The organism is Pseudomonas plecoglossicida NBRC 103162 = DSM 15088 (genome assembly GCF_000730665.1).
In the GTDB taxonomy this organism is placed as follows: domain Bacteria; phylum Pseudomonadota; class Gammaproteobacteria; order Pseudomonadales; family Pseudomonadaceae; genus Aquipseudomonas; species Aquipseudomonas plecoglossicida.
Window position 1 is genome coordinate 207118 of sequence record NZ_BBIV01000004.1, and the last position, 23515, is coordinate 230632.

Genomic DNA, 23515 nt, shown 5'->3' on the forward strand with positions numbered 1-23515 from the left:
CAAGGCCGATGCCCCCAGTACCATTACCGCTCTCTTTTTCCGGCAGGAGCAGTTACATGATTGCGGGCAGTATGGTGGCATTGGTCACACCCATGGATGCACAAGGGCGTCTTGATTGGGGCAGCCTCGACAAACTTGTAGACTTCCACCTGGAAAACGGCACCCACGCGATCGTCGCTGTCGGCACCACCGGTGAGTCCGCCACGCTGGATGTGGAAGAACACATCCTGGTCATCAAGCATGTGGTCGAGCGCGTCAAGCACAGCAAGAAGCCGATCCCGGTGATCGCCGGTACCGGTGCCAACTCCACCGCCGAAGCCGTGCACCTGACCCAGAACGCCAAGAACGCTGGCGCCGACGCCTGCCTGCTGGTCGTGCCGTACTACAACAAGCCGACCCAGGAAGGCCTGTACCAGCACTTCAAGCACATCGCCGAAGCCGTCGACATCCCGCAGATCCTCTACAACGTACCCGGCCGCACTTCCTGCGACATGCAGGCCGAGACGGTGATCCGCCTGTCGAAGGTCGACAACATCATCGGCATCAAGGAAGCCACCGGCGACCTGGTGCGCGCCAAGGCCATCCTCGAAGGTGTCGACAAGGACTTCATCGTCCTGTCCGGCGACGATCCGACCGCCGTCGAGCTGATCCTGATGGGCGGCAAGGGCAATATCTCCGTCACCGCCAACGTCGCCCCGCGCGAAATGGCCGATCTGTGCGAGGCCGCCCTTGAGGGCAATGCCGAGAAGGCCCGCGCGATCAATGAAAAACTCATGCCGCTGCACAAAGACCTGTTCTGCGAAGCCAACCCGATTCCGGTGAAGTGGGCGCTCGTGGAAATGGGCCTGATGCACAAGGGCATTCGCCTGCCGCTGACCTGGCTGAGCGAAGGCTGCCACGAAAAAGTCCGTACTGCCTTGCGCCAGTCCGGCGTACTGGTTTAAGAGGAAGTACCCCGCATGAAGCGACTGGCTGGACTTTCCACGCTCGCCCTGATCATCTCCAGCACCAGTGGGTGTGGCTGGCTGTGGGGCGAGGATGGCTACTTCCGCGACCGCGGCAGCGATTACCTGCAGGCTCACCCGACCGCGCCGATGCAGTTGCCGCCGGATGCCAGCAGCGTCAAGCGCCTTGACCCGCTGCTGCCGATCCCGCGCAACGTCGCTGACGACCGCGCCACTGGCGAGTTCGAAGTACCGCGCCCGCAACCGTTGGTAGGTGCTGCCGAAGCCAGCGATTTCACCCTGCAGCGCAGCGGCAACAGCCGTTGGGTGCTGGCCCAGCGTTCGCCTGCCGAAGTCTGGCCGGTGGCCCGCCAGTTCTTCGAGGACAACGGGTTCCGTATCGCTGAAGAGCGCCCGCAAACCGGCGAATTCAACACCACCTGGCAGCGTTTCGACGAACTGTCGGTATCGCTCGGCCAGCGCCTGGCCAGTGCCGCCAGCAGCGGTGACAGCGAAGTGCGTGCGCGAGTACGCATTGAACCTGGCGTACAGCGCAACACCTCCGAGGTGTACATCGTGAGCGTCGAGCGCCCGGCGGGCAGCACCGCCGACACGGCGTTCCCGGCCACCTCCAGCAACACCGGCGCCGATGCGCTGCTGGTCGATGAAATGCTCGCCAGCATGAACCGTAGTGCCGAGAAGGGCGGTTCGGTGTCGCTGCTGGCCGCGCGCGACTTCGACGCGCCGAGCCGCGTCAGCCTGAGCGAAGACGGCAGCGGCAACCCGGTGCTGTACCTGGGCGCCGACCTGGACCGTGCCTGGTCCAGCGTAGGCCGTGCCCTGGAGCAGGGTGGCGAATGGCGCGTCGAGGACATCAACCGCAGCCTGGGCCTGTACTACATCAACCTGTCGGAAAAACCGGACGACAAGCAGAACGAGCGGGGCATCTTCAGCCGGATGTTCGGCAGCGAACCGTCCAAGGAAGAGCGTGAAGCCCGTGCCGAACGCTACCAGGTTCGTCTGAGCAAGGTTGGCGAGAGCGTGCAGGTCACCGTCGAGAAGAACATCAACACCGTGGCCCCGGCCGATGTCGCCCGCCGTGTGCTGAGCGCCATTCAGGACCACCTGGGCTAAGTGCGCTTCGCGGTACTCGGAAGCGGCAGCCAGGGAAATGGCACGCTGATCGCCAGTGGTGACACGTTCATCCTGGTCGATTGCGGCTTTTCCCTGCGCGAAACCGAGCGGCGCCTGGCGCTGCTCGGGGTGTCGGCGGCGCAGTTGAGCGCGGTGCTGGTGACCCACGAACATGCCGACCATGTGCATGGGGTGGGGTTGCTGTCACGGCGCTACAATGTACCGGTCTACCTCAGCCAAGGGACCTTGCGCGGCTTGCGCAAGCCGGTGGAGGTGGCCGGTTTTCTCGCCTGTGGCGACACACTGCGCATCGGTTGCCTGGACGTGAGTGCGGCACGTGTCGAGCACGACGCCTTTGAACCGCTGCAGTATGTGCTCAGCGACGGTCGCCGGCGCTTTGGCATGCTCACCGACCTGGGCTCCTACGATGCCCGGTTGCTGGAGCGCTACCAAGGCCTGGACGCTTTGCTGATCGAAGCCAACCACTGCCGCGACCTGCTGGCGCGCGGGCACTACCCGTACTTCCTCAAGCAGCGCGTGGGCGGCATGCAAGGCCATTTGAACAATCACCAGGCCGCGAGCCTGGTGCACGAGTTGGGCTGGCGCAACCTGCAACACCTGGTGCTGGCCCACCTCAGCAGCAAGAACAACCTGCCACACTTGGCCCGCCAGTGCTTCGTCGACACCCTTGGGTGCGACCCGGACTGGCTCCAGGTGGCGAATCAGGAACACGGGCTCGACTGGCGCGAAATCGCCTAGCCCAACACTCAAGCAAGCGGAGCCCTCCATCATGGAAAAACGCGACGAACTCTACCGCGGCAAAGCCAAATCGGTTTACCAGACCGACGACGCCGACCGCTTGATCCTGCTGTTCCGTAACGACACCTCGGCGTTCGACGGCAAGCGCATCGAACAACTCGACCGCAAAGGCATGGTGAACAACAAGTTCAACGCCTTCATCATGCAGAAGCTCGAAGAAGCCGGCGTGCCGACCCAGTTCGACAAGCTGCTGGGCGACAACGAGTGCCTGGTGAAGAAGCTGGACATGATCCCGGTCGAGTGCGTGGTGCGCAACTACGCCGCCGGCAGCCTGGTCAAGCGCCTGGGCGTGGAGGAGGGCATCAAGCTGGAGCCTTCCACCTTCGAGCTGTTCCTGAAGAACGACGAGAAGGGCGACCCCTTCATCAACGAATCCCACGTTGTCGCGTTCGGCTGGGGCACCGCCGAGCAGTTGGTCGAGATGAAGAAGCTGTCGCTGAAGGTCAACGAAGTGCTGAGCAAGCTGTTCGACGACGCCGGCCTGCTGCTGGTCGATTTCAAGCTGGAGTTCGGTGTGTTCCACGGCCAGATCGTCCTCGGTGACGAGTTCAGCCCGGACGGCTGCCGCCTGTGGGACAAGGAAACCCGCAAGAAGATGGACAAGGACCGCTTCCGTCAGGGTCTGGGCGACGTGATCGAAGCCTACGAAGAAGTTGCCAAGCGCCTGGGCGTGCCGCTGTAAGCGGTGCGTTCACGCAAGCGCCTGATACCACGCGATTTTTTTGAAAATAAAGGTTTGCGTTTTCAGAATTCGCTGGTATGATGCGCGGCATTGGAGAGATGCCGGAGTGGTCGAACGGGACGGATTCGAAATCCGTTGTACTGGCAACAGTACCTAGGGTTCAAATCCCTATCTCTCCGCCATATGTGAAAAAGCCTCGTAAATCGTTGATTTACGGGGTTTTTTTTCGTCTCAACTTTTTTGCTTTTGACCACTGGGTTTGCCCACTCTGATTTGTACTCGCTCCCTAGAGATGCTGAACCCTTCCCTGATCTTGTCATCAAGATCAGTCAATCACATGGGTGATGAAGCTGCGGCTCGGACCCTTGTGTCATGCTAGCGATTGAAGCGTAAGCGGCTTTCGTTCAAAATTCAGCGTAATGCAGCCGTGCACCTTTATCTGCGTGAGTAATATGACAGACCAGAAATCACCTGCGGACGTTGTAGTGCCTCTGGAGCCGCCAGTAAGGGAGGCGAATCCAGTTACCCTTGCTCCAGCTGAGGAGTACCATGACGCACTCAAGAAAGGTAATCGGTCAGTCATTACTGACTACTACGTCGAAACAGACGTCTCGAATGAGCGTAAAGCTTATGCTTTCAAGGTGTACGCACGGCTAAATGCCAAGAAAATCAAATTCACTAATGTTTCGTTCCAGCATAGTGTCTTCGATGGTTGCTACTTCAACAATTGCACCTTTGATTCGTGCGATTTCACTGGCTGTCGCTTCATTGGTTGTAACTTGCATCAATCGTCTTTTGTTGGTTGTAAGTTTGAGTATGCGGTGTTCGAGCGCTGCCAGATTGATGATGATATTTTGGAGCGTGAAGCCCCGCATGAAGAAAATCTAAAAATGCGTTTTGCTCGATCACTTCGTATGAATTTCCAGCAGATAGGGGATGCAAAAGCAGTTAATCGTGCAATTTCCCTAGAGCTTGAAGCCACCTCCAGTTACCTGAAGAAGTCATGGTCTTCTACTGAGTCTTACTATCGGACCAAGTACAAGGGGTGGAAGAAGGTTCCGCAGTTTTTCAAATGGCTTGAGTTCAAGGTGTTAGATGCCATTTGGGGTAATGGTGAAAACACCCTCAAGCTACTGCGTGCGATAATTGCCGTTCATGTCGCTATTGCGGCTTATGACACTATTTCCTTCGGTAACCCTTGGGATATCAGGGATTACTTGACGAGCTTTACTGCCTCTCCCGGAGTGTTCTTTGGCATTGTGACCCCCCATGACTACCCAGTCTGGTTCTCTTCCGGCGTTGCTGCTACACGCCTGTTAGGGTTTGCCTTCCTTACGGCAATCCTTGTGAAACGGTTTGGGCGGAGGTGATGATGCATATCTATGCATTTGGCTCGGTGTGCAGAGGCGAGATAGACAAAGGTTCTGATGTCGATTTGCTAGCATGTGTTGATGGTCCTGCACCGCATATAGATACTGAGAAATATTCGGTATACCAGTACGAGCGGCTTGAGTCTTTATGGGAAGAGGGTAACCCCTTTGCGTGGCATTTGCACTTAGAGTCGAAGCTTCTATTTGCTTCAGATGGTACTGATTATCTAGGGGGCTTGGGGTCTCCAGCCGCTTACACTCAAGGTGATGAGGATTGTGAGAAGTTTCGAGTGCTTTTTGAGCGGTCCCTCGAAGCGGTCAGTCAATCTAGCAATAGCGCGACGTTTCATCTGTCATGCATTTTTTTGGCAGTAAGAAACTTTGCAACTTGCCACTCGCTTTCGCTGGGTAAGCCGATTTTTTCAAGGCGCTCCCCCTTGCTTATCAGCCCAAGCTTGGATGTAGGTTCAGAGGTGTTCTCAATCTTGACTCGTGCACGCCTGTTGTCGACACGAGGATATGGTGAGCCTATTATGCCTAACGAGGTTGAGGCAGCGATAAAAGCAGTTAGTATTGTGCCGCGATGGATGCAGGCCCTTCGGAGCCAAAAAATATCATGAGAGAGTTTAATAATCGGATCGACGCACAGCGGGAGATTTTGAATCTCGTCAACAAGAGAGGCTGGAGCGAAGAGTTGTTCGGCCTGTCTAGCGGTGCCATTGATCGTTGGGTGCGTGTTAATGGTATTGACCGCTCCTCTGATTTGAGTCGCTTAGTATATGAGTCGGCGTCTAAACTTTTCTTTTTGGCTAATAAAAGCCAAGAGCAGGTTACTGACGAGTATCGACTTTTGTCTGGTGAGGTGTACGACTTGACGCAAGATATCGCTAAAGTTCTGCATAGGTAGCAGTTGCTTCCAGCGTCCTCAGTGCTGACAGGTATGATAAGGCCGCCCAAGGGCGGCTATGAGCGTAAGTTCTGAATTGCTGACTCTATCGCGTCAGCATTTGTGTCGAGTGTCGTTAGGGTAACCATCACGTTGTCATGTACGTTGGTGGAGCCGCGTTGACGTACCCAAGTACTCACCTCCTCAATCGCCGCCCGCATGGCGATCTGGTTGAGATGGAGTAGTTCAAGTGCATCGGCGGTGGTGGTGGCTTTGTCCATGGTCAGGCCCTGTTAGGTGCAGTCCGTAAGAGTAAACCGTTTTGCCACAAAACCACCCCACCCTGTCAGACGAATCTGAATTCATCAGCGTTTAGGAATGGACCGTCAGTGAAATCCCCGCGTGGTAGCTGAATTGCTTAACGGTTACCCGTAAAAAGCGACCGGGGCATACCAATCTTCTGCCAAATCCCTGAGCACATACGACAACGCCCAGCAAAGCTCCATTTAGGCCCAATACGAGGCGTTTGGTCAGCGTGACTTACATTGTATGTACTGGTGTCGAGCGTTCTCAGATCGAAGCTGAGGGCCTTTTGCCTTATGCTGCTTTCATTGCCCGCTGTACCGTGCTCAGGCTTACCCCAAGGTGGGCAGCTACTTTACGGAATGATGCACCATCCTGACTCATGGCTTCGCGTATCGCTTGGTCATCAACCTTTTTCACACGACCTTTGTAGACACCCTTGGCTTTCGCTTTCGCAATGCCCTCTCGCTGACGTTCTTTAATCATGCTGCGTTCAAACTGGGCTACGGCACCCATCATGGAAAGCATGAGTTCCTGTGTGTGGTTCTCCTCACTAGTGAACAACAGGTTTTCCTTGTGGAACTGGACACAAACGCCTGCTTCGCGTAGGTCAGTTACCAGTGCCAGCAGGTCAACCAGGGAGCGAGCTAGTCGGTCAATCGAGTGAACATGGATAGTGTCACCGTCCCGTACATAGCTCAGCATCTCTTTCAACGCTGGACGCTCAGTGGTCGCCCCTGACACCTTATCGGTGAAGGTTCGGTCAGCAACTATTCCATCAAGCTGACGGTCGGTGTTCTGGTCTTCACTGCTGACCCGTATGTACGCAACGTGTGCCATTTCTGCCTGCCTGTATTCAATAGACTCTAGATGCAAGCAGTATGGTTGTATTCAATGTATAAATCAACCCTAATGAATACGGTAGTGGTAGCGTTTGTGTATTCAGCGGAATGTATTCTCAAGGGTACACCCCAATGGTACAAGTGGGCTCTGTGTGATTCTTGGGCTTGGCGGGAGCACATCGCACTGATAGCTTTCTGCCTTCACTCAATCAAGGGAAAGGATTCATGCGAGCTCTGATGGCGGCGACGACGATGGCAATGCTAAGCGGCTGTGCTGCACCGCTGACAGTTGGGGAAGCTGTGCCAACACCCAGCGCCCGCTTGCTTGGCTATCAAACAGAAGATAAAGGCAAAGACGCTACGGTGACCGTTGTCAGACAGGGTGATGTGAATGGTGCGGGGTGCTTGTTCGGAATCTTCGTAGATGGGGAACTGGTTGCTCGATTGGCGGGTGATGAAAAAGCACGGTTCTACCTCCAGCCAGGAAGAAAGCTCATTGGTGTTGGTGTGGACCCTCAAGCCGTTGGTCGGTGCGGAGGTAGCAGTCGAATCATAAAGGAGGTTGCGACATGGATCACCGTTGGCGAAAACCAAACCTTTCGAATTAGTGTCCTCCCAGCGCTAGACATTCGACCTTCTTCCTACTGACTTGGTAATACTTCATTGCACTCGCCTTGTTGCTAGGAGCTTCATAGCTCTGATTTGAAGTGTTTTGCTTATAGGTTATGGGGTTTGCCTCAGGGTGAGCTGAAAACGTCTCAGAATGCTTCGTAGGGCCTTCTGGGCAGCGATATGAATAACTTTATTGAGGGTCTGCTCAGGATTAACTGAGGTATGCGTTTCGATTTAAAGATATTGTCGAGATTTCGACAGGTACGTTTAGGCCGGATCAAATGGAGCGCAGGCAGAATCATGGCGGTAGCGATTTTGTCTGTATGGGTATCAGGTGGGTGATGTAATGAGCGCCATGTTTATTTCCTGATGTTTTCCTGATGCTATTGAAGGCTGAACCTTCGAATCGCCAGCACTGATTGGCATTTAGAAACTGAGTCTATAACGACGTGCTAGCAGAGTGAGCGAGCGGAGTGAGTGAATGCTTTTCAATAGATGGTCTCATCTGACCATCAGCTTTTGATCTGTCTCTCAGCTTTGCTGACTAATCTACCTCGCTCGCAGTGCGAGTAATGTTCATTGGCTATGGTCTCTGACCACTCTTACAGGTTATGTACTGAAAACAAAAAAGCCTCACTGACCAGTGAGAATTTCTCAAAGATCAGTGAGGCTTTCAGGATGTCATTGCTTCACCAGTAGATTACCTGCTGAGCAGGTGAGAGAGTAGTCTGGTGAAAGACAAGCAAAGAGCAGATGACCTTATGTGGTCATCATTGCTGGTCATCGTGTGCATGGCACACAAGGGGGGTATATGTTCTACATAGAACAAAGAGTATATTCATATCAGCATGACTGATAGATATAACTATCTTTCTATAAAGTAGTATATATATGCTCTTTCGAAATTCGGATACAACTATCCCATAGCTTCGCAACAAATTGCGAGCCATGGATGGTATGCCGAATATCAATCGCAGGATGCTCCCCCGATGATCCGCTGACGTGTTGTCAGAACGTACAGATTAAGCTGTACGCGATACAAGATGAAGACTCATCTCAAGGGTTCATTTCCTCAAATCAGAGGGGTACCCGGCTAACCCTACGTTGTCACCAACGCCTATCCAGCCGTTTTATTTGCACCAGTTACGATGCTGCACGCTGATACCAAGTCAAATTCTATTGTGCTTTAAGTCAGGCAGAATTCGTGAATTCGACGCTTAAGAAACCTGACCGAGAACACGCCACCGTATCAGGCGGTATAGCGTGTTTACCCATGCACCCAGTTACCGCAAGCTTAGGCCCCTTTTGAGTAGCCCGAGCGGTCATTACTGAGATCATGGTCAGAGCAAACCGGAATGGTTTCCTCCACTGATAGAACAAATTCTACCAGACTACCTCTTGATTTGTCAAGGTGGTGGTGGTAGGGGTAGGGTATCGATAACCCTTGCTGACTAGCTTCCCCTCCACACCACGCATAGGTCATCAGGAACATTTCAAATAGGCTTGTACAGCAACGATCTGAACTCTTTGCACTTGCCCCGTGGGGCCGCACCGAAAACCGCTGTAATCACACCCAGGGGAGCTTAGAGCGCCTTCTGGCTTGAATGTCTTTCATTGCTTTGTGAAAAGCAGGACTAGTCTTCATCAACTCTTTGGTATTCACGAGTGTCTCCGACTTGTGTCGAGCACGCAACTTACGGTGCATACCGTAGATCACATCACACACGCCTATGACATGGTAAGCGACTGAGTTGAACTTACGTTTTATCGACTCACCGCTGGTGTGTTGAAAGGCACCAATGATCAGGTCAGATCGTTTGTGAATGACTAGCCAATTAGGCGGCATCGGGAATACCATCAGGGATTACAAGATCACCAAAGCAGTCATTAGCCTCTTTCTCGGCATCGGCCAGACGCTTAGCGGCAGCTGCTTCTCGCCGTTGTCGTTCTTTTGCTTCAGCAGCTTCCATCAGCTGCTGCGCAAGTGCAGCCTTGTAGCGATTCAGTTCCGATTGCAGATGTTCAATGTACTCCTTCTTCACACGTTCTTTGATCAATCCGATATCGGCAGCCTGCACTGATTCAGGCTTGATCATGTAAACGGTATGACTGAGTTGCTCATGTACCACAGGGTAACGATCGCACACGACGTAACCGGCTTGTGCTTTTGCAATAACATCATTCAACCATGGCTGTTCTAGGGCTGCTGTAACCCGTTCTCGGCTGGCTGCCGTGTGCTTGTAGGCGTGCAACTCAATGCCCAATCGACGTTGGTACTCAGCATCGCTCCAAGCTGGTGGCGTGCCCTTAATGCTGGTGCTGCTAAGTTTCTTACTCATTATTGGTTCCTTTTTCTCAAATTGATACAAGCCTTGGCCTTGGTAAGCAGGTTGGCCGTATAAGTCTTTAGGTTAGTGTTTGATTCAATACTGTGATGTTGTGATTGCTCATCAGTCTGTTCAACAGGTTGGTTGTTAGCATGGTTTGGTGCTTGCTGTAGAGTTTTGATCAAAGACTTGATACTCATGCCAGCACCTTTCTGCTGTCGCGGTGGTTGTTATTGATCATGCGGTTCAGGTAGGCATCAACACCAACGCCAGCAGTGAGGGCGCTAGCTACAATGTTCGTGTATGTGTCCAACGTCGTACGGAAGCGTACGAATACACCTTGAGATTGATTGCGTCGGTACAGAGCACTGCGGCAATTGGTATTGCATGTCCTAGCGTCTGCTCGACGATGATTGATTGGTGAATCGCAGACGATACAGGACCGTCCCTTTGTTGTTTGCACGGGGAACCTCTTTCATGTGTGTGATATGGATGCATCGAATGTTTGCGTAAGCAAAACGAACCCATAGCGTCAACCAGTGAGCAGAGCACCGGGACGCTACGGGCTAGAAAACGTGTAGGACTTGGGGAATGATTCCAGCCACTAGATGGAACTGGACTAAAGGCACATCAGCAAGGAGTGGGGCTGAGAGCAAGAGGTAGAGTTAATATTTGCACTACCTAATTCATATATTTTACTATTTAAAATTGACTTTTGTCAATAGTTGTGACAGGTAACTCACAATTGTTTGAAGCTGTATGAGAGTTTATTCAGAGCGTTAAGCTTTTGTTCGGGGCTAGCGCCCTCATCGTACACATCGAATGTCACTAATCCAGTTTCGTGGCCGACAATGTTTGCGACCGTGGGGCCTACTACGCCAGCACGCAGCAATAGAGTAACAACCATTGCCCGCACACTATGGAATACGTGGTGCTTACCAAAGCCCTCGGCTGTTTTAAGCCTGCCAAATGCTTTACTGAGTGAGTCTGAGCGTATCCCGTACTTGTTACCGCTGGACGCTGGGAGTAGGAATCCATCTGCACTATCTTTGATCAGTCGCTCAACCGTAGTTTGGATAGCTGGGTGTACCGGAATCTCTCGTATGCCAGCTGCAGTTTTACTGTCTTCGATCTTGAAGCTGAGAACACCCTCAACCTTCATCACCGACTCTTGTCGTAATTGAGCGAGCTCTTCAATTCGGCAACCGGTGTGAGCTCCCAGCTCGATTAAGTCGCAGAGCGTCTGATTACCTAGCCCAAGAGCGACTTTGTACAAGCTCTCGATCTGTTCTGTAGTAAAAGCTTTACGTGCAGCTTCGACCTTAGCCCTACCACGTACTTTCGGAAGTGCTTGCTCCTTGAACGGGTTTTCCAAGCCTTCTTGTAAATTTTTCCATTGGGCGTCATTTTTCATGGCCCACTGCCAAAAAGTGGATCCTGCAAGTAAATATTGAGCTTTGGTCTTACTTGTCACGCTGAGCGTTTCCAACCATGCGGCAACCGTTTCGTTGGTCAAGGGTTTACCTTGATCGCGTAAGTAATCCGATAGCTTCTTGAGCTTGCTTTCCTGTTGGTCAATGGTCTTTTGTGCAATACCTTCTTTGACGCGTTGAGTACGGAAGGTCTCTAATCGTCGATCCGTAATCGGTGAAACCGGTTTGTAGGTGGCCGGAGACTTGACGATCTCACGAGCCTCAGCCGCCTCAAGTGGGGAAAGGCGATGTTTGCGCTCGGCGAGTTGAACAATCACCTCTTGGACGAGTGCCCCGGAGCGCAGCACCGAATCAACCATTGTTGTTTCTTCTGCTTCCGCAAAATGGAAATCGGCTTTGATCCGGTCTACCAATCCACTGGCGCCTAGCTCTTCTAGCCGCTGAGCTTGATGCAAGAACTCTTGGATTTCCTGATCCAGCCTATCTGAGCGGGCGTAAACCTCAGCGGCTGTCCCGCCCAAACCTTTAGGTGGGTTCTTGGCAGCGTCCAGCAGATGAGCATCTATCTGGTGACCTAGCTTCACGGCCCCGTCTGCCAATTCGGGGCGCCACTGTTCGCGTGCAGCGAGCTTTTGCTCCCTAGCTGCTGCAATGTCAGATTTCCACTGTGCCAGGATTGGTAGACGCCGATTCATGGCTTCGGCCTTGTTACTGGTGCCGGTTGTCTTGATCAGCTTGGTGCGACCACCGAAGGCTTTACGCACATCAGCAGGCACTGCCATACGTACATACCATGTCGATTCGCCGGGTTTCTGTATAAGGTAAGTGGCCATGCTGCTCAGTCTCCATTTTGACCACTCAATTTGACCACTCTTGACGCTGAAAGCCAATAGATACGGTGTTTTAAGGGCTGTAGAACTCTAATCTTAGAGTCCCTATCTCTCCGCCATACGCAAAGTAGTCGAAGCCCCCGAAAACCTTGAGTTTTCGGGGGCTTCGTCGTTTCGGGATTCGGCATCCAGGCAAGCCTTGCATCCCTCGCCGTTGTGCTTTAAAACCCTCCTCATACCGTGATGGCTAAATGCCTGTTCGTCTTTGCCGACGATTTTGCCCTTTAGCAGCTAAGCTCCTCGCGTTAGGTGTAAAACCGGCATGGCGACATGGCCGACAACTCTCTTGAAGTCGCTGCACATGGAGCACCTGGGATGGGCTATGTGTTGTTGGGTCACGATGCCGGGCTGGCAGATTTCCGGGTGATGTACTCCGCGCTTCTTGCAGCTCACGCTGCCAGATGCTCGCACTAGCAGACCCGACAGCCATGAACGACCAAGGACGTAGCATCTCGCTACAACTGCTGGTGACCCTGGCCATCTTGCTGGGCATGCTGCTGCTCGGTATGGGCCTGGCCTGGCAGGGTTATCGCGGTACCCAGCAGGCACTGGTGGCCGCCGCCGGCGATGCCGCCCAGCAACTCGGCAAGACCATCGACGAGCGCGCCCGGCGCCTGCTCGACCCGGCGCAAAGCAGTATCCGGCTGCTGGCCTTCAACCCGGCCGCCAGCAGCTTGGCCGAGCGCCTGGAGCGCTTGCCGCAGCTGGTCGAGAGCCTGAACGCCAACAAGATGCTCAGCGCCGCATTTGTCGGTTATCCCAATGGCGAATTCCTGCTGGTCCGGCGGTTGCGCGACCCTCAATTGTTGCAACGATACGCTGCGCCAGCGGGCACCCGCTTTCTGGTGCAGAGCATCAGCAAGGCGGGGGACGGTAGCGTTGTGGGCGAGTGGCGCTTCTACGATCAGCAACTGAACGTGCTGCAAACCCAGGCCAAGCCGGACTATCACTACGATCCGCGCCCGCGTCCCTGGTTCGTCGAGGCCTCTGGGCGCTCGACCACTGTGCTCACCAACCCTTACGTGTTCTTCACCACCCGTGAAGTCGGCATGACCATGGCCCAGCGCAGCGTCGACGGCGCGGCGGTGATCGGCATGGATGTTTCGGTCAATGATCTGGTCAGCGAGAGCCAGGACCTGCGCATGACCCCCGGCACCGAGACCGCGGTCATCGATGAGCGGGGCAATGTGGTGGCGTACCCGGATCTGCAGCGCGTCATTCTGCAGGAGGGGGAGGCGGTGCGCCTGTCGCGTATCGATGAGCTGGGCATTCCCAGCCTCGAGCGCATCCACGCCAATCCGGCCCAGGACGGCCGGCCACAACCTTATGAGGTGCAGGGCAAGATCTGGTACGGCATGCGCCTGCCGCTCACCACGCTGGTCGGCGAAAACTTTCAGGTGCTGATTGCCGTGCCGGGCGATGAGTTGCTGGCCGATGCGCGCAAGGTGCTGTTCGACCAGATGCTCTGGGCGGCAGCGCTGATGGCCGTGCTATTGCTGCTGGGCGTCGTGCTTGGCCAGCGTATCGGCCGCCCGCTGCGCCTGCTGGCCGAGCAGGTGCGCGGCCTTGCCGGCTTCGACTTCAGCCGCGAGGTGGGGGTGACGTCACGGGTGTCCGAGGTGCGCGAACTGAGCCAGGTGCTGAGCCGCATGTCCGGCACCATCCGCAACTTCCAGGCGATCACGCTCACGCTCAGCCGGGAAAGCCAGCTGGAGCGCATGCTGGAGGGGGTGCTCAGGTATCTGGTTGACGCCGCTGGGGTAAAAGCGGGCGCGGTCTACCTGTTCGATGACGACCAGTCCCTGCTGCGTCTGGCCGCTTCATGCCGGGGCGAGGACTACCCGGACGAAATGACGGTGGCCGAACATGAGCATGAAAAGCTGACGGAGGTCGTGAAGCATGCGCTGGAGCTGCGCGGGCGCAGCCTCGCGGTGGTGCTTCGGGACCGTGGCCAGGTGCTGCTTGGCATCCTGGTGTTGCAACTGGATGAGGGGCAGGCGGGTGATGAAGTGGGCCAGCCGTTCCGGCAGTTCGTCGAGGAGCTGTCCGGTACTGCCGCAGTGGCCATCGAGACGCGGCAACTGGCCGAAGCCCAGCAACGGTTGCTGGACGCCATGATCAAGCTGCTGGCCGATGCCATCGATGCCAAGAGCCCCTATACCGGCGGCCACTGCGAACGAGTACCGCAACTGGCGCAGATGCTGCTGGACCAGGCGGTGCAGGCCGACAGCGGCCCTTACGCCGACTTCGGCATGACCGAGGTCGAGCGCTACGAGTTTCGGGTGGCCGCCTGGCTGCACGATTGCGGCAAGATCACTAGCCCCGAGTATGTGGTGGACAAGGCGACCAAGCTGGAGTCCCTGTACAACCGCATCCACGAAATCCGCATGCGTTTCGAGGTGCTCTGGCGAGATGCCGAGCTGGCCTATTGGCAAGGGCTGGCGAGCGGGGCAGAGCAGCAGGCGCTGCAAGCGTCGCTGGAACGTTGCCAGGCCGAGTTGCAGGAGGAATTCGCGTTCGTCGCCAGGGCCAACCTGGGTGGCGAGTTCATGGAGGCGGGCGATATCGAGCGTTTGCAGCAGATCGGCCAGCGCCGCTGGCAGCGGCATTTCGACAACCGCCTGGGTATTTCCCGTGACGAGGAAGAGCGTTTCAAAGGTGTGCCGGTACTGCCGTTGCCGGTGGATGAGCCGCTGCTGGCCAACCGGCCGGAGCAGCGACAGCCCTGGGGCGCGCGCAAGCCGCCGGTGGTCAAGGGTGACCCGCGCAATGTCTGGGGTTTCGACATGACCCTGCCGGCCAATGCCAGTGATCAGGGCGAGTTGTACAACTTGTCGATACGCCGCGGCACGTTGAACGACGAAGAGCGCTTCAAGATCAACGAACACATCGTGCAGACCATCATCATGCTGACCAGCCTGCCGTTCCCGCGTCAGCTGCGGCGCGTGCCGACCATCGCCGGCAACCACCACGAAAAGCTGGATGGCAGCGGGTATCCGAGGCGGTTGGGCAAGGATGACCTGAGCATTGCCGAGCGGGTGATGGCGATCGCCGATATCTTCGAGGCGCTGACCGCTGCCGACCGGCCGTACAAGGCGCCGAAGACCTTGTCCGAGTCAGTGAAGATCATGGTGTCGATGGCGCACGACAATCACATCGACGGGCAGCTGATGCGGCTGTTTCTGAGCAGCGGTGTGTATCGGCAGTATGCCGAGCGGTTTCTACGCGAGGAGCAGATCGATGAGGTGGATGTGGAGTACTGGGTAGCGCAGATATAGGCTGCCGGAGTTCACACTTTCAAAGCGGTCCGATGGCGAGTTGGCCGTGCGGAAGCGCAATCTGATGGCCCGCTCCAACTATCGGACCGACATCGACGAGGAACCCTTGATCCTGGGTTACAAGGTCAAGTTGTTCAGAGGAGGACTGGATGACTCGTAGGTGCGCGCTATTTGTTTGTAGGTGAGAGAGCCGGGTCAGCGAGTGGTTTTACGGTCAACTCTACACCCAAGGCCAGCATAAGCTTCTGGATGGTATCAAAGCGCGTCTTGCTTCCACCCTTGAATGTCTTGTAGAGAGATTCGCGATTGACACCTGCGTCCTGAGCGAGCTTGTTCACTCCTCTGGCCTTTGCGACTTCCCCCATGGCATGCATCAGGGCATATGAATCGTTGGTTTTCATAGCCTCTGCCAAGAACGCTGCAATGGTTTCAGGGCTATCGAGAAAGCGGGAGGCCTCAAAGCGCTGTGTGTTGCTCAGGTGCAGGTCGAGGATCGGCATTTTTTCGTGGCTGTATGTATCGCTCATCTTTTCCCGCCTCGCAGGTTGTCCAGGATTACCTTAGCTCGCTTGACTCCTCTGCCTTGGTCAGTCTTGTCACTGCCATAGAGCATCAGATAGCGGTTTTGACCTGTTCGCACGTAGTACATGCGGTAACCGGGCCCAACGAACACGCGCATTTCACTGACACCATCACCCACTGGCTCCGTGTCGCCGAAGTTCCCACATTCAGCCCGGATGATACGGCCAAGGATTGCAGCTCTGCCGATGGAGTCTTTGACCCCATGGAGCCACTCATCGAAATAGAGCGTGGTGTCAATCTCGTTCGTCATTGTCGATTGTAGCCTACTAGCTACTTCCTGTCAGGCTGGGGCTACCGAGGCTAGGGAGGCGAGTAGGCTCAAGCAATCACTTGATGGGGTAATGGACAATTTTGCGAATGGACCTACAGCGTTTCGGTCAACTTTGACCTGAAAGCTGTGCATGCGGCCGCCCCATCGAGCGGTGGCAAGGTCACTGGAAAATTCAGCGCATCGCCGCCAACTTGATGCCGAACCCTACCAGGCAAGCCCCTGCCAAGCGCTCGAACAGGTTGGCAATGCGCGGATTGGCACGCATGCGCTCGGCCAGTTGATGGGTCAGCACCACCGCAATCAATCCATACAGGAACGTCACCACCGCCACGGTCGCGGCCAGGAAGCCGAAGGTCACCAGCCCCTGGTGCTTCACCGGGTCGACGAACAGCGGGAAGAACGCCATGTAGAACATGATCGCCTTGGGGTTGAGCAGGGTGATCAGCATGGTCTGGCGCAGGTAATGGCCGTTGTCCATGCGGCTGACGCGCTGGGCGCCGCCGGGTTTGCTCAGCAGCATGCGCAGGCCCAGGTAGGCCAGGTATGCAGCACCTGCCCACTGCACCACGTGAAAGGCGGCGGGGTAGGCTGCCAGCAAGGTTGCAACGCCCGCCACCGCCAGCCATAGCAACACCTGGTCACCGAGAATCACCCCGCAGGTCGCCGCCAGACCGGCCTTGATGCCGCCTTTGCCGGTGGCGGTGATCAGGGCGAAGTTGCCGGGGCCGGGGATGGCCAGGACAATGATGAAGGCGATGACGAACGCGCCGTAGTCGGTGACGCCGAGCATGGGGAACTCCTGTAGGGCAGGGCAGAGGTCGAAACCTCGACTATCGTCTGCCCCGACCCGCTTTTCAACTGCGCAATCAGCTACAGGGCGCAGTGCACCGTGACAACCTGCCGCTGAGGCAACCTGTCGTCTTGACGCCCGGCCCCTCGGTTTGTTTGTGCTGGCAATTCAGAATACAATCAGCGAAACGATTCAGCCCTGTCGGTCAATTCGACAATAGCCTTGGGTCGTTTTCTGGTTCTCTGGCCGCTGAACAATGACCATAACAAGCCTGCGCGAAAGAACATGAAACACCTGGGCCAGCCACAGGCCCGTCCTCCGTTCTACAGACTGGAATTGATCAATGTTCAAAAAAGCTGGCAAGACCTTGCTGGGCCTGGCTGTTGCCGCGAGCTTCATGCAAGCGCACGCCGCAGAAACCAAGAAAGTCGACGTGCTGCTGGTCGGCGGCGGCATCATGAGCTCGACCTTGGCCGTGTGGCTGCACGAGCTGGAGCCAAGCTGGTCGATGGAAATGGTCGAGCGCCTGGACGGCGTCGCCGAAGAAAGCTCCAACGGCTGGAACAATGCCGGCACCGGCCACTCCGCGCTGGCCGAGCTGAACTACACCCCGGAAGACAAAGACGGCAACGTCAACATCTCCAAAGCCATCGAAATCAACGAATCCTTCCAGATCTCCCGCCAGTTCTGGGCCTGGCAAGTGCGCCAGGGCGTGCTGAAGAACCCGCACTCGTTCATCAACACCACCCCGCACATGAGCTTCGTCTGGGGCGATGACAACATCAAGTTCCTCAAGAAGCGTTACGATGCGCTGCAGGCCAGCCCGCTGTTCCGCTCGATGCAGTACTCCGAGGACCACGCGCAGATCGCCAAGTGGGTCCCGCTGATGATGGAAGGCCGCGACCCGAACCAGAAGCTGGCCGTGACCTGGTCGCCGATCGGCACCGACGTCAACTTCGGCGAGATCACCCGCCAGTTCGTTGGCCACCTGAAGACCCAGGACAAGTTCGACCTGAAGCTGTCCAGCGAAGTCCAGGACATCACCCGCAACGAGGACGGCTCGTGGCGCGTCGAGTACAAGAACCTGAAGGATGGCACCGAGTCGACCACCGATGCCAAGTTCCTGTTCATCGGTGCCGGCGGTGGCGCGCTGAAGCTGCTGCAGAAGTCGGGCATTCCTGAAGCCAAGGAATACGCAGGCTTCCCGGTTGGCGGTTCGTTCCTGGTGACCGAGAACCCGACCGTGGCCATGCAGCACATGGCCAAGGCCTACGGCATCGCCTCGACCGGTGCACCACCCATGTCGGTTCCGCACCTGGATACCCGCGTGCTGGATGGCAAGCGCGTGATCCTGTTCGGGCCATTTGCCACCTTCTCGACCAAGTTCCTGAAGAACGGCTCGTACCTGGACCTGCTGAGCAGCACCACCCCGCACAACGTGTGGCCGATGGCCAAGGTCGGTATAGACCAGTACCCGCTGGTGGAATACCTCGCCGGCCAGCTGATGCAGTCTGACGACGACCGTTTCGAAGCCCTGCGCACCTACTTCCCGAACGCCAAGAAGGAAGACTGGAAACTGTGGCCGGCCGGCCAGCGTGTGCAGATCATCAAGCGTGACGAAGACAAGGGCGGCGTGCTGAAGCTGGGCACCGAAGTGGTGGCCTCGCAGGACCGCACCATCGCCGGCCTGCTGGGTGCATCGCCAGGTGCATCGACCGCCGCGCCGATCATGCTGACCGTGCTGGAAACCGTGTTCAAGGAGAAGGTCGCCACGCCTGAGTGGCAGGCCAAGATCAAGGAGATCGTGCCGAGCTACGGTACCAAGCTCAATGATTCTGCTGCTGCTACCCAGAAAGAGTGGAACTACACCGCTGAAGTGCTGCAGCTGGAGAAGCCGCCGGTGATCGACCAGAGCGTCGGTACCGGCGCCGCTGCCGGCCAGCCGGTTGAAAGCAAGCCTGAGAACGACATGGCGCTGTAAGCAGCTGCCTTGTTGTGATCGAAGCCACGGGGGAGACCTCGTGGCTTTTTTTTGGTTCTTCACGGCTTGCCAGCGATAGGCCCGGAGCTGAAGACCACCTATCGGAAATACAGCCTCGGCCCAATAAAAACATATTTTGATGCTTAAATTAATCTTGTCAGTCGATCCCCTCCAGGAGGGTGCCGTCATGAACCTCAAGATTGCCTCCTTGCTACTCATCGTCCTGTGCGTCCAACCCGCTTGGAGCGCGAGCTACTCCAGCGCAACCCCCGCCGCCAAACCCCCCGCCGAATCCGCTGCGCTGACCACGCGCATGGCCCTGCGCGACCTGTGGGTCGAGCATATTTTCTGGGTCCGCAACTACGCTGTGGCCAACCAAGCCGGCAATGCCAAGCAGGCTGCGGTGGCCGCCAACGAAGTGGTCGCCGATGCCACCAGGATCGCCAACAGCATCGCGCCGCTATACGGCCAACCCGCTGCCGATCAACTGCTCAAACTGCTCGCCGGCCACTGGGGCGCGATCAAGCACTACAGCGACGCCACCGTGGGCAAGGACAAGAAAGGCCAGCAGGCCGCCGTCGACGAGCTGACCAGCAACGCCAAGGCTATCGCTGCTTTCCTGGCCAAGGCCAACCCCAACTTGCCAGAGCCGACCCTGATCACCCTGCTCAGCGCCCACGGTGGGCATCACGTGGCGCAGATCGACCAGCTGGCGGCGGGTGACTACGCCGGCGAGGCGCGCACCTGGGCGATGATGCGCGAGCACATCCTGACCTTGTCCGACGCGCTCGCTGCGGCCTTGGTCAAGCAGTTCCCGGACAAGTTCTGATGCTCGAAGGACTGGGCCGTACCCAACAGGACCTGCTCCATGCGTTGCTGCGCCAGCCAGACGGCATGAGCATCGACGACCTGGCGCAGGCCCTGTCCGTCACCCGCACGGCCGTGCGCCAGCACTTGGCCGCACTGGAACGCGACGGGCTGGTCATGCGTGGCGCCACTCGGCCTACCGGGCGGCGTCCCGAGCAGTTGCACCAGCTCACCGAGCATGGCCGTGAACTGTTCCCGCGCCAGTACCCGTTGCTGGCCAACCTGCTGATCGGTGAAGTGGCCGGCTTGCTCGGCGAGCAGGCGTTGCTGGAGCTGATGCGGCAGCTGGGGCGCAAGCTGGCCAAGGACCTGCAGCCCGAAGTGGTCGATGAAGCGCATATCGTCAAGCACATGAACGCGGCCGGATACGAGGCCGAAGTGTTCTTTCGCTCATCTGGCGAGCCGCAGATCGTTGCGCAAAACTGCGTGTTTCATCACCTGGCCGCAGCGCACCCCGTGGTGTGCGAGCTGGACCTGGCGCTGATCGGGGCCTTGGGCGGGGGAGAGGTCGACCATCAGGAATGCATGTTGCGGGGTGGCCAGGTGTGCCGCTTCGCGCTGCGCAAGCACGACATGCGATAAAACAGCCAACCTGCGCCTGCAGCGATCCCGATCCCCTGTGGGAGCCGGCTTGCCGGCGATCGGGCCGCAAAGCGGCCTGCCCGTCAAAATCGATCCAGCCGATAGGCGCCCATCCCGCTGTCGCCCTGGGCCAACCGCCCCACCCATTGCGCCGTCACCGCCGCCTGGGTCAACCCCAGGTGCTGGTGCCCGAACGCAAGCAGCACGCGCCCCTCGCACACCCGGTCGATCACCGGCAACGAGTCCGGCAACGAAGGCCTGAACCCCATCCACGGCGTCGCTCCCTCGACCTGCAGGTCGCGCTTGAACAACCCCTTGCTCAGCCGGTGCAACTGCCACGCCCGCTGCATGCTCGGCGGCGCGTCCAGCCCGGCGAACTCCACCGTACCGGCCAGGCGCAGGCCATCGGTCATGGGCGTCATGATGAACTTGCGCTCCAGCGAGGTCACAGCAAAAGGTAACCGCTGGTGTTCGCCGGGCAGCATCAGGTGATAGCCGCGTTCGGTGTCCAAGGGCACGCGCTTGCCGGTCAGCGCTGCCGTCAGCTGCGCCGAGTGGGCGCCGCAGCTGATCAATACCTGGCGTGCCGCTAACGTGCCCTGGTCACTGATCAGCCTGACCCCGTTGCCGTCCAGATGGCCGCCAGCGACGTGCCCCTGCAGGAAACGCACGCCACTGGCCTTGGCCGCCTCGAACAGTTCGCGCACTACCCGGTAGGGGTCCAGAAAGTGTCCGGTACGGGGGAAGTACAGGCCACCGAGAATTGCAGGATTCAGCTGCGGCGCGGCGTCGTGCACGGCGCCAGCCGACCACCTGTCCACCGCAACGCCCTGCTGTTGCATGCGTGCGCGCAAGGCTTCCAGCGCCTGGTGTGATTCGGGCCTCTCGAAGATCAGCAACGAGCCATCTTCCTTGAACAGGTCGCTGCGCCCGATCGAGCCGAGCAAGCGTTGCCATGCCCCGAGGCTGCCCTCGTTCAGCGCCCGGATGCCGGCCACGCTGCGCTGGAACGGTGCCGGGCGCAAGTTGAGCAGCAGCCGGGTGAACCAGGGCAGGGCCTTGGGCAGGTATTTCCAGTCCAGCCGCAGCGGGCCCATCGGGTCCAGCAGCATGCGCGGCAGGCGCTTGAGGATCGACAGGTCGGCAATGGGGAACACCTGCTCGGTCGCCAGGTGCCCGGCATTGCCGTAGGACGCGCCATGACCCGGCGCCTGACGGTCGATCAGCAGCACCCGGCGGCCCTGGCGGGCCAGTTGCAGGGCGCAGGCGACGCCGACGATGCCGGCGCCGACCACGGCGATATCGGTGTCCGCTGAAGAGTGGGCGTCGTGCATGCTTCAGCCTTCCCGCTTGCCGTCGAACAACCGCCGCAGACACAACGGGTTGTCATGTTGCAATGCCTGGGGGAGCAAGGCATCCGGGAAATCCTGGTAACACACCGGGCGCAGGAAGCGCAGGATCGCCGCAGTGCCCACCGACGTGCTGCGGGCATCGGATGTGGCTGGGAACGGGCCGCCGTGGACCATGGCATCGCAGACTTCAACGCCGGTTGGCCAGCCGTTGACCAGGATGCGCCCGGCCTTGCGTTCCAGGGTTGGCAGCAGCGCCCGGGCGCTGTCGAGGTCGCCGTCATCCAGTTGCAGGGTGGCGGTCAGCTGGCCTTCCAGGTGTTCGGCGACCAGTCGTACTTGCTCGTCCGTTTCGCAGGCGACCACCAGCGAGGCGGCGCCGAACACTTCGGCCTGCAGCGCCGGGTCGGCGAGAAATGCACTGGCCTGGGTGACCAACAGCTGCGCCTGGCACTGGTTGGGGCCCTGCTGCGGCTGGCCGCTGGCGGCCACCTGGGCATGGGCGTTGTCGGCCAGTGCAGCGACGCCTGCGGTGTACGCGCTGTGGATGCCAGGGGTGAGCATGGTCTGCGCTGCGGCTTGGCGCACCTGCTCGGCGGCAGCCGTGATGAAGCGTTGCAATGCCGGCCCCTGGCGGGCGATGACCAGGCCGGGGTTGGTGCAGAACTGGCCCGCGCCCTGGGTCAACGAGGCGACGAAGGCTTGTGCCAGTGCGTCGGCGCGGGCCTGCAGGGCCGCGTCGAACAGGAACACCGGGTTGATCGAGCTCATTTCGGCATACACCGGAATCGGTTCCGGGCGGGCCTGGGCGGCCTGGCACAGGGCGATGCCGCCGCTGCGCGAGCCGGTGAAGCCGACGGCCTTGATGCGCGGGTCGCTGACCAGGGCGATGCCCACTTCGCGGCCTGCGCCGTAGAGCAGCGAGAACACGCCCTCGGGCAGCCCGCACAGTTTTACCGCGCGCGCCACGGCCTGGCCGACCAGTTCGCTGGTACCAGGGTGGGCGCCATGGGCCTTCACCACCACCGGGCAGCCGGCGGCCAGGGCCGAGGCGGTATCGCCACCGGCCACCGAGAAGGCCAGGGGGAAGTTGCTGGCGCCGAACACGGCGACCGGGCCCAGGGCTACCTGGCGCTGGCGCAGGTCGGCGCGGGGCAGGGGTTGGCGGTCGGGCTGCCGAGGGTCGACCCGCACATCCAGCCATTCGCCGTCGCGCACCACGCGGGCGAACAGGCGCAGTTGCATGCAGGTGCGGCCACGCTCGCCCTGGATGCGCGCCTTGGGCAGGCCGCTCTCGGCCACGGCGCGGTCGATCAAGGTGTCGCCCAGCGCCTCGATCTGGTCGGCGATGGTTTCGAGAAACGCTGCACGTTGTTCGAGTGAGGTTTCGCGGTAGCGGTCGAACGCTGCCCAGGCCAGGGCGCAGGCTTGCGCCACGTGTTCGCCGGTGCCGCCGGCGTACGCGGGTTCAAGCGCCTGGTTGGTGGCCGGGTCGATGGCGCGGATGGCTGCTTGGCTGCCGGTCACGGCGCGTTGGCCGATCAGCAGATTGCCTGTCAGGGTCATGGGACGT

Annotated in this window: 21 protein-coding genes and 1 tRNA gene; 13 read left to right on the top strand and 9 right to left on the bottom strand. The window is 58.2% G+C overall.

Going from position 1 to position 23515, the window contains the following annotated elements:
- Positions 1 to 56: 56 nt before the first annotated feature.
- The 8 genes from dapA (at position 57) to PPL01S_RS02845 (ending at position 5856) form a co-directional block, all read left to right on the top strand.
- A complete protein-coding gene (gene dapA, locus PPL01S_RS02815) occupies positions 57 to 944 on the top strand; it encodes a 4-hydroxy-tetrahydrodipicolinate synthase (protein WP_016392500.1) in 888 nt (295 codons plus the stop codon).
- 15 nt (positions 945 to 959) lie between these two features.
- The gene (bamC, locus tag PPL01S_RS02820) at positions 960 to 2078 is read left to right on the top strand and encodes an NlpB/DapX family lipoprotein (protein WP_028625255.1); all 1119 of its coding nucleotides are present in this window, start codon (positions 960 to 962) and stop codon (positions 2076 to 2078) included.
- On the top strand, positions 2079 to 2837 hold the full coding sequence (locus PPL01S_RS02825; protein ID WP_016392502.1) for an MBL fold metallo-hydrolase: 759 nt from the start codon (positions 2079 to 2081) through the stop codon (positions 2835 to 2837).
- A gap of 31 nt (positions 2838 to 2868) precedes the next feature.
- On the top strand, positions 2869 to 3579 hold the full coding sequence (gene purC / locus PPL01S_RS02830; protein ID WP_016392503.1) for a phosphoribosylaminoimidazolesuccinocarboxamide synthase: 711 nt from the start codon (positions 2869 to 2871) through the stop codon (positions 3577 to 3579).
- Positions 3580 to 3671: 92 nt separating this feature from the next.
- A tRNA-Ser gene (locus PPL01S_RS02835) sits at positions 3672 to 3761 on the top strand.
- 270 nt (positions 3762 to 4031) lie between these two features.
- Entirely contained in the window at positions 4032 to 4949 is a 918-nt protein-coding gene (locus tag PPL01S_RS02840; RefSeq protein ID WP_081833294.1) for a pentapeptide repeat-containing protein, read from the top strand.
- Between the two features lie 2 nt (positions 4950 to 4951).
- The gene (locus PPL01S_RS24435) at positions 4952 to 5569 is read left to right on the top strand and encodes a nucleotidyltransferase domain-containing protein (protein ID WP_081833293.1); all 618 of its coding nucleotides are present in this window, start codon (positions 4952 to 4954) and stop codon (positions 5567 to 5569) included.
- Positions 5566 to 5856 (top strand): hypothetical protein, encoded by a 291-nt coding sequence (locus tag PPL01S_RS02845; RefSeq protein WP_033743163.1) that lies wholly within the window; start codon positions 5566 to 5568, stop codon positions 5854 to 5856. The genes PPL01S_RS24435 and PPL01S_RS02845 overlap by 4 nt, the downstream gene beginning before the upstream one ends.
- Before the next feature lie 56 nt (positions 5857 to 5912).
- On the opposite strand, the gene PPL01S_RS02850 is transcribed toward PPL01S_RS02845, so the two are convergent.
- Both PPL01S_RS02850 and PPL01S_RS02855 read right to left on the bottom strand, forming a co-directional pair.
- Positions 5913 to 6116, bottom strand: coding sequence for a hypothetical protein (locus tag PPL01S_RS02850; RefSeq protein WP_028625258.1), 204 nt, complete (start codon positions 6114 to 6116; stop codon positions 5913 to 5915).
- 316 nt (positions 6117 to 6432) lie between these two features.
- Positions 6433 to 6978 (bottom strand): recombinase family protein, encoded by a 546-nt coding sequence (locus tag PPL01S_RS02855; RefSeq protein ID WP_028625259.1) that lies wholly within the window; start codon positions 6976 to 6978, stop codon positions 6433 to 6435.
- 227 nt (positions 6979 to 7205) lie between these two features.
- On the opposite strand from PPL01S_RS02855, the gene PPL01S_RS25005 reads away from it, so the two are divergent.
- Positions 7206 to 7628, top strand: coding sequence for a hypothetical protein (locus PPL01S_RS25005; RefSeq protein ID WP_156042658.1), 423 nt, complete (start codon positions 7206 to 7208; stop codon positions 7626 to 7628).
- Between the two features lie 1799 nt (positions 7629 to 9427).
- On the opposite strand, the gene PPL01S_RS25010 is transcribed toward PPL01S_RS25005, so the two are convergent.
- On the bottom strand, positions 9428 to 9931 hold the full coding sequence (locus PPL01S_RS25010) for a hypothetical protein (RefSeq protein ID WP_156042659.1): 504 nt from the start codon (positions 9929 to 9931) through the stop codon (positions 9428 to 9430).
- A gap of 727 nt (positions 9932 to 10658) precedes the next feature.
- Positions 10659 to 12185: a DUF6538 domain-containing protein gene (locus PPL01S_RS02865; RefSeq protein ID WP_028625261.1), complete on the bottom strand. Its 1527-nt coding sequence runs from the start codon at positions 12183 to 12185 to the stop codon at positions 10659 to 10661.
- Between the two features lie 485 nt (positions 12186 to 12670).
- On the opposite strand from PPL01S_RS02865, the gene PPL01S_RS02870 reads away from it, so the two are divergent.
- Complete coding sequence (locus tag PPL01S_RS02870) at positions 12671 to 15520, top strand: HD domain-containing phosphohydrolase (RefSeq protein ID WP_016392504.1); 2850 nt, start codon at positions 12671 to 12673, stop codon at positions 15518 to 15520.
- A gap of 167 nt (positions 15521 to 15687) precedes the next feature.
- On the opposite strand, the gene PPL01S_RS02875 is transcribed toward PPL01S_RS02870, so the two are convergent.
- The 3 genes from PPL01S_RS02875 to PPL01S_RS02885 all read right to left on the bottom strand — a co-directional run bounded on the left by PPL01S_RS02875 (position 15688) and on the right by PPL01S_RS02885 (position 17163).
- Positions 15688 to 16047: an addiction module antidote protein gene (locus PPL01S_RS02875; RefSeq protein WP_016392505.1), complete on the bottom strand. Its 360-nt coding sequence runs from the start codon at positions 16045 to 16047 to the stop codon at positions 15688 to 15690.
- Complete coding sequence (locus PPL01S_RS02880; protein WP_016392506.1) at positions 16044 to 16352, bottom strand: type II toxin-antitoxin system RelE/ParE family toxin; 309 nt, start codon at positions 16350 to 16352, stop codon at positions 16044 to 16046. Before PPL01S_RS02880 ends, PPL01S_RS02875 begins: the two co-directional genes overlap by 4 nt.
- Before the next feature lie 193 nt (positions 16353 to 16545).
- The gene (locus tag PPL01S_RS02885; RefSeq protein ID WP_016392507.1) at positions 16546 to 17163 is read right to left on the bottom strand and encodes a LysE family transporter; all 618 of its coding nucleotides are present in this window, start codon (positions 17161 to 17163) and stop codon (positions 16546 to 16548) included.
- Between the two features lie 343 nt (positions 17164 to 17506).
- On the opposite strand from PPL01S_RS02885, the gene mqo reads away from it, so the two are divergent.
- The 3 genes from mqo (at position 17507) to PPL01S_RS02900 (ending at position 20593) form a co-directional block, all read left to right on the top strand.
- Positions 17507 to 19144, top strand: coding sequence for a malate dehydrogenase (quinone) (mqo, locus tag PPL01S_RS02890; RefSeq protein WP_016392508.1), 1638 nt, complete (start codon positions 17507 to 17509; stop codon positions 19142 to 19144).
- A gap of 187 nt (positions 19145 to 19331) precedes the next feature.
- Positions 19332 to 19973 carry a hypothetical protein gene (locus PPL01S_RS02895; protein WP_016392509.1) on the top strand — a complete coding sequence of 214 codons (642 nt, stop codon included), beginning with the start codon at positions 19332 to 19334 and terminating at the stop codon, positions 19971 to 19973.
- Positions 19973 to 20593: a helix-turn-helix transcriptional regulator gene (locus tag PPL01S_RS02900; protein WP_028625263.1), complete on the top strand. Its 621-nt coding sequence runs from the start codon at positions 19973 to 19975 to the stop codon at positions 20591 to 20593. The genes PPL01S_RS02895 and PPL01S_RS02900 overlap by 1 nt, the downstream gene beginning before the upstream one ends.
- An 83-nt stretch (positions 20594 to 20676) precedes the next feature.
- Here the strand turns inward: PPL01S_RS02900 and PPL01S_RS02905 are convergent, their stop codons facing one another.
- Entirely contained in the window at positions 20677 to 21927 is a 1251-nt protein-coding gene (locus tag PPL01S_RS02905; RefSeq protein WP_028625264.1) for an NAD(P)/FAD-dependent oxidoreductase, read from the bottom strand.
- A 3-nt stretch (positions 21928 to 21930) separates the two neighbouring features.
- A complete protein-coding gene (locus tag PPL01S_RS02910) occupies positions 21931 to 23508 on the bottom strand; it encodes an aldehyde dehydrogenase (NADP(+)) (RefSeq protein ID WP_028625265.1) in 1578 nt (525 codons plus the stop codon).
- Positions 23509 to 23515: the final 7 nt, after the last annotated feature.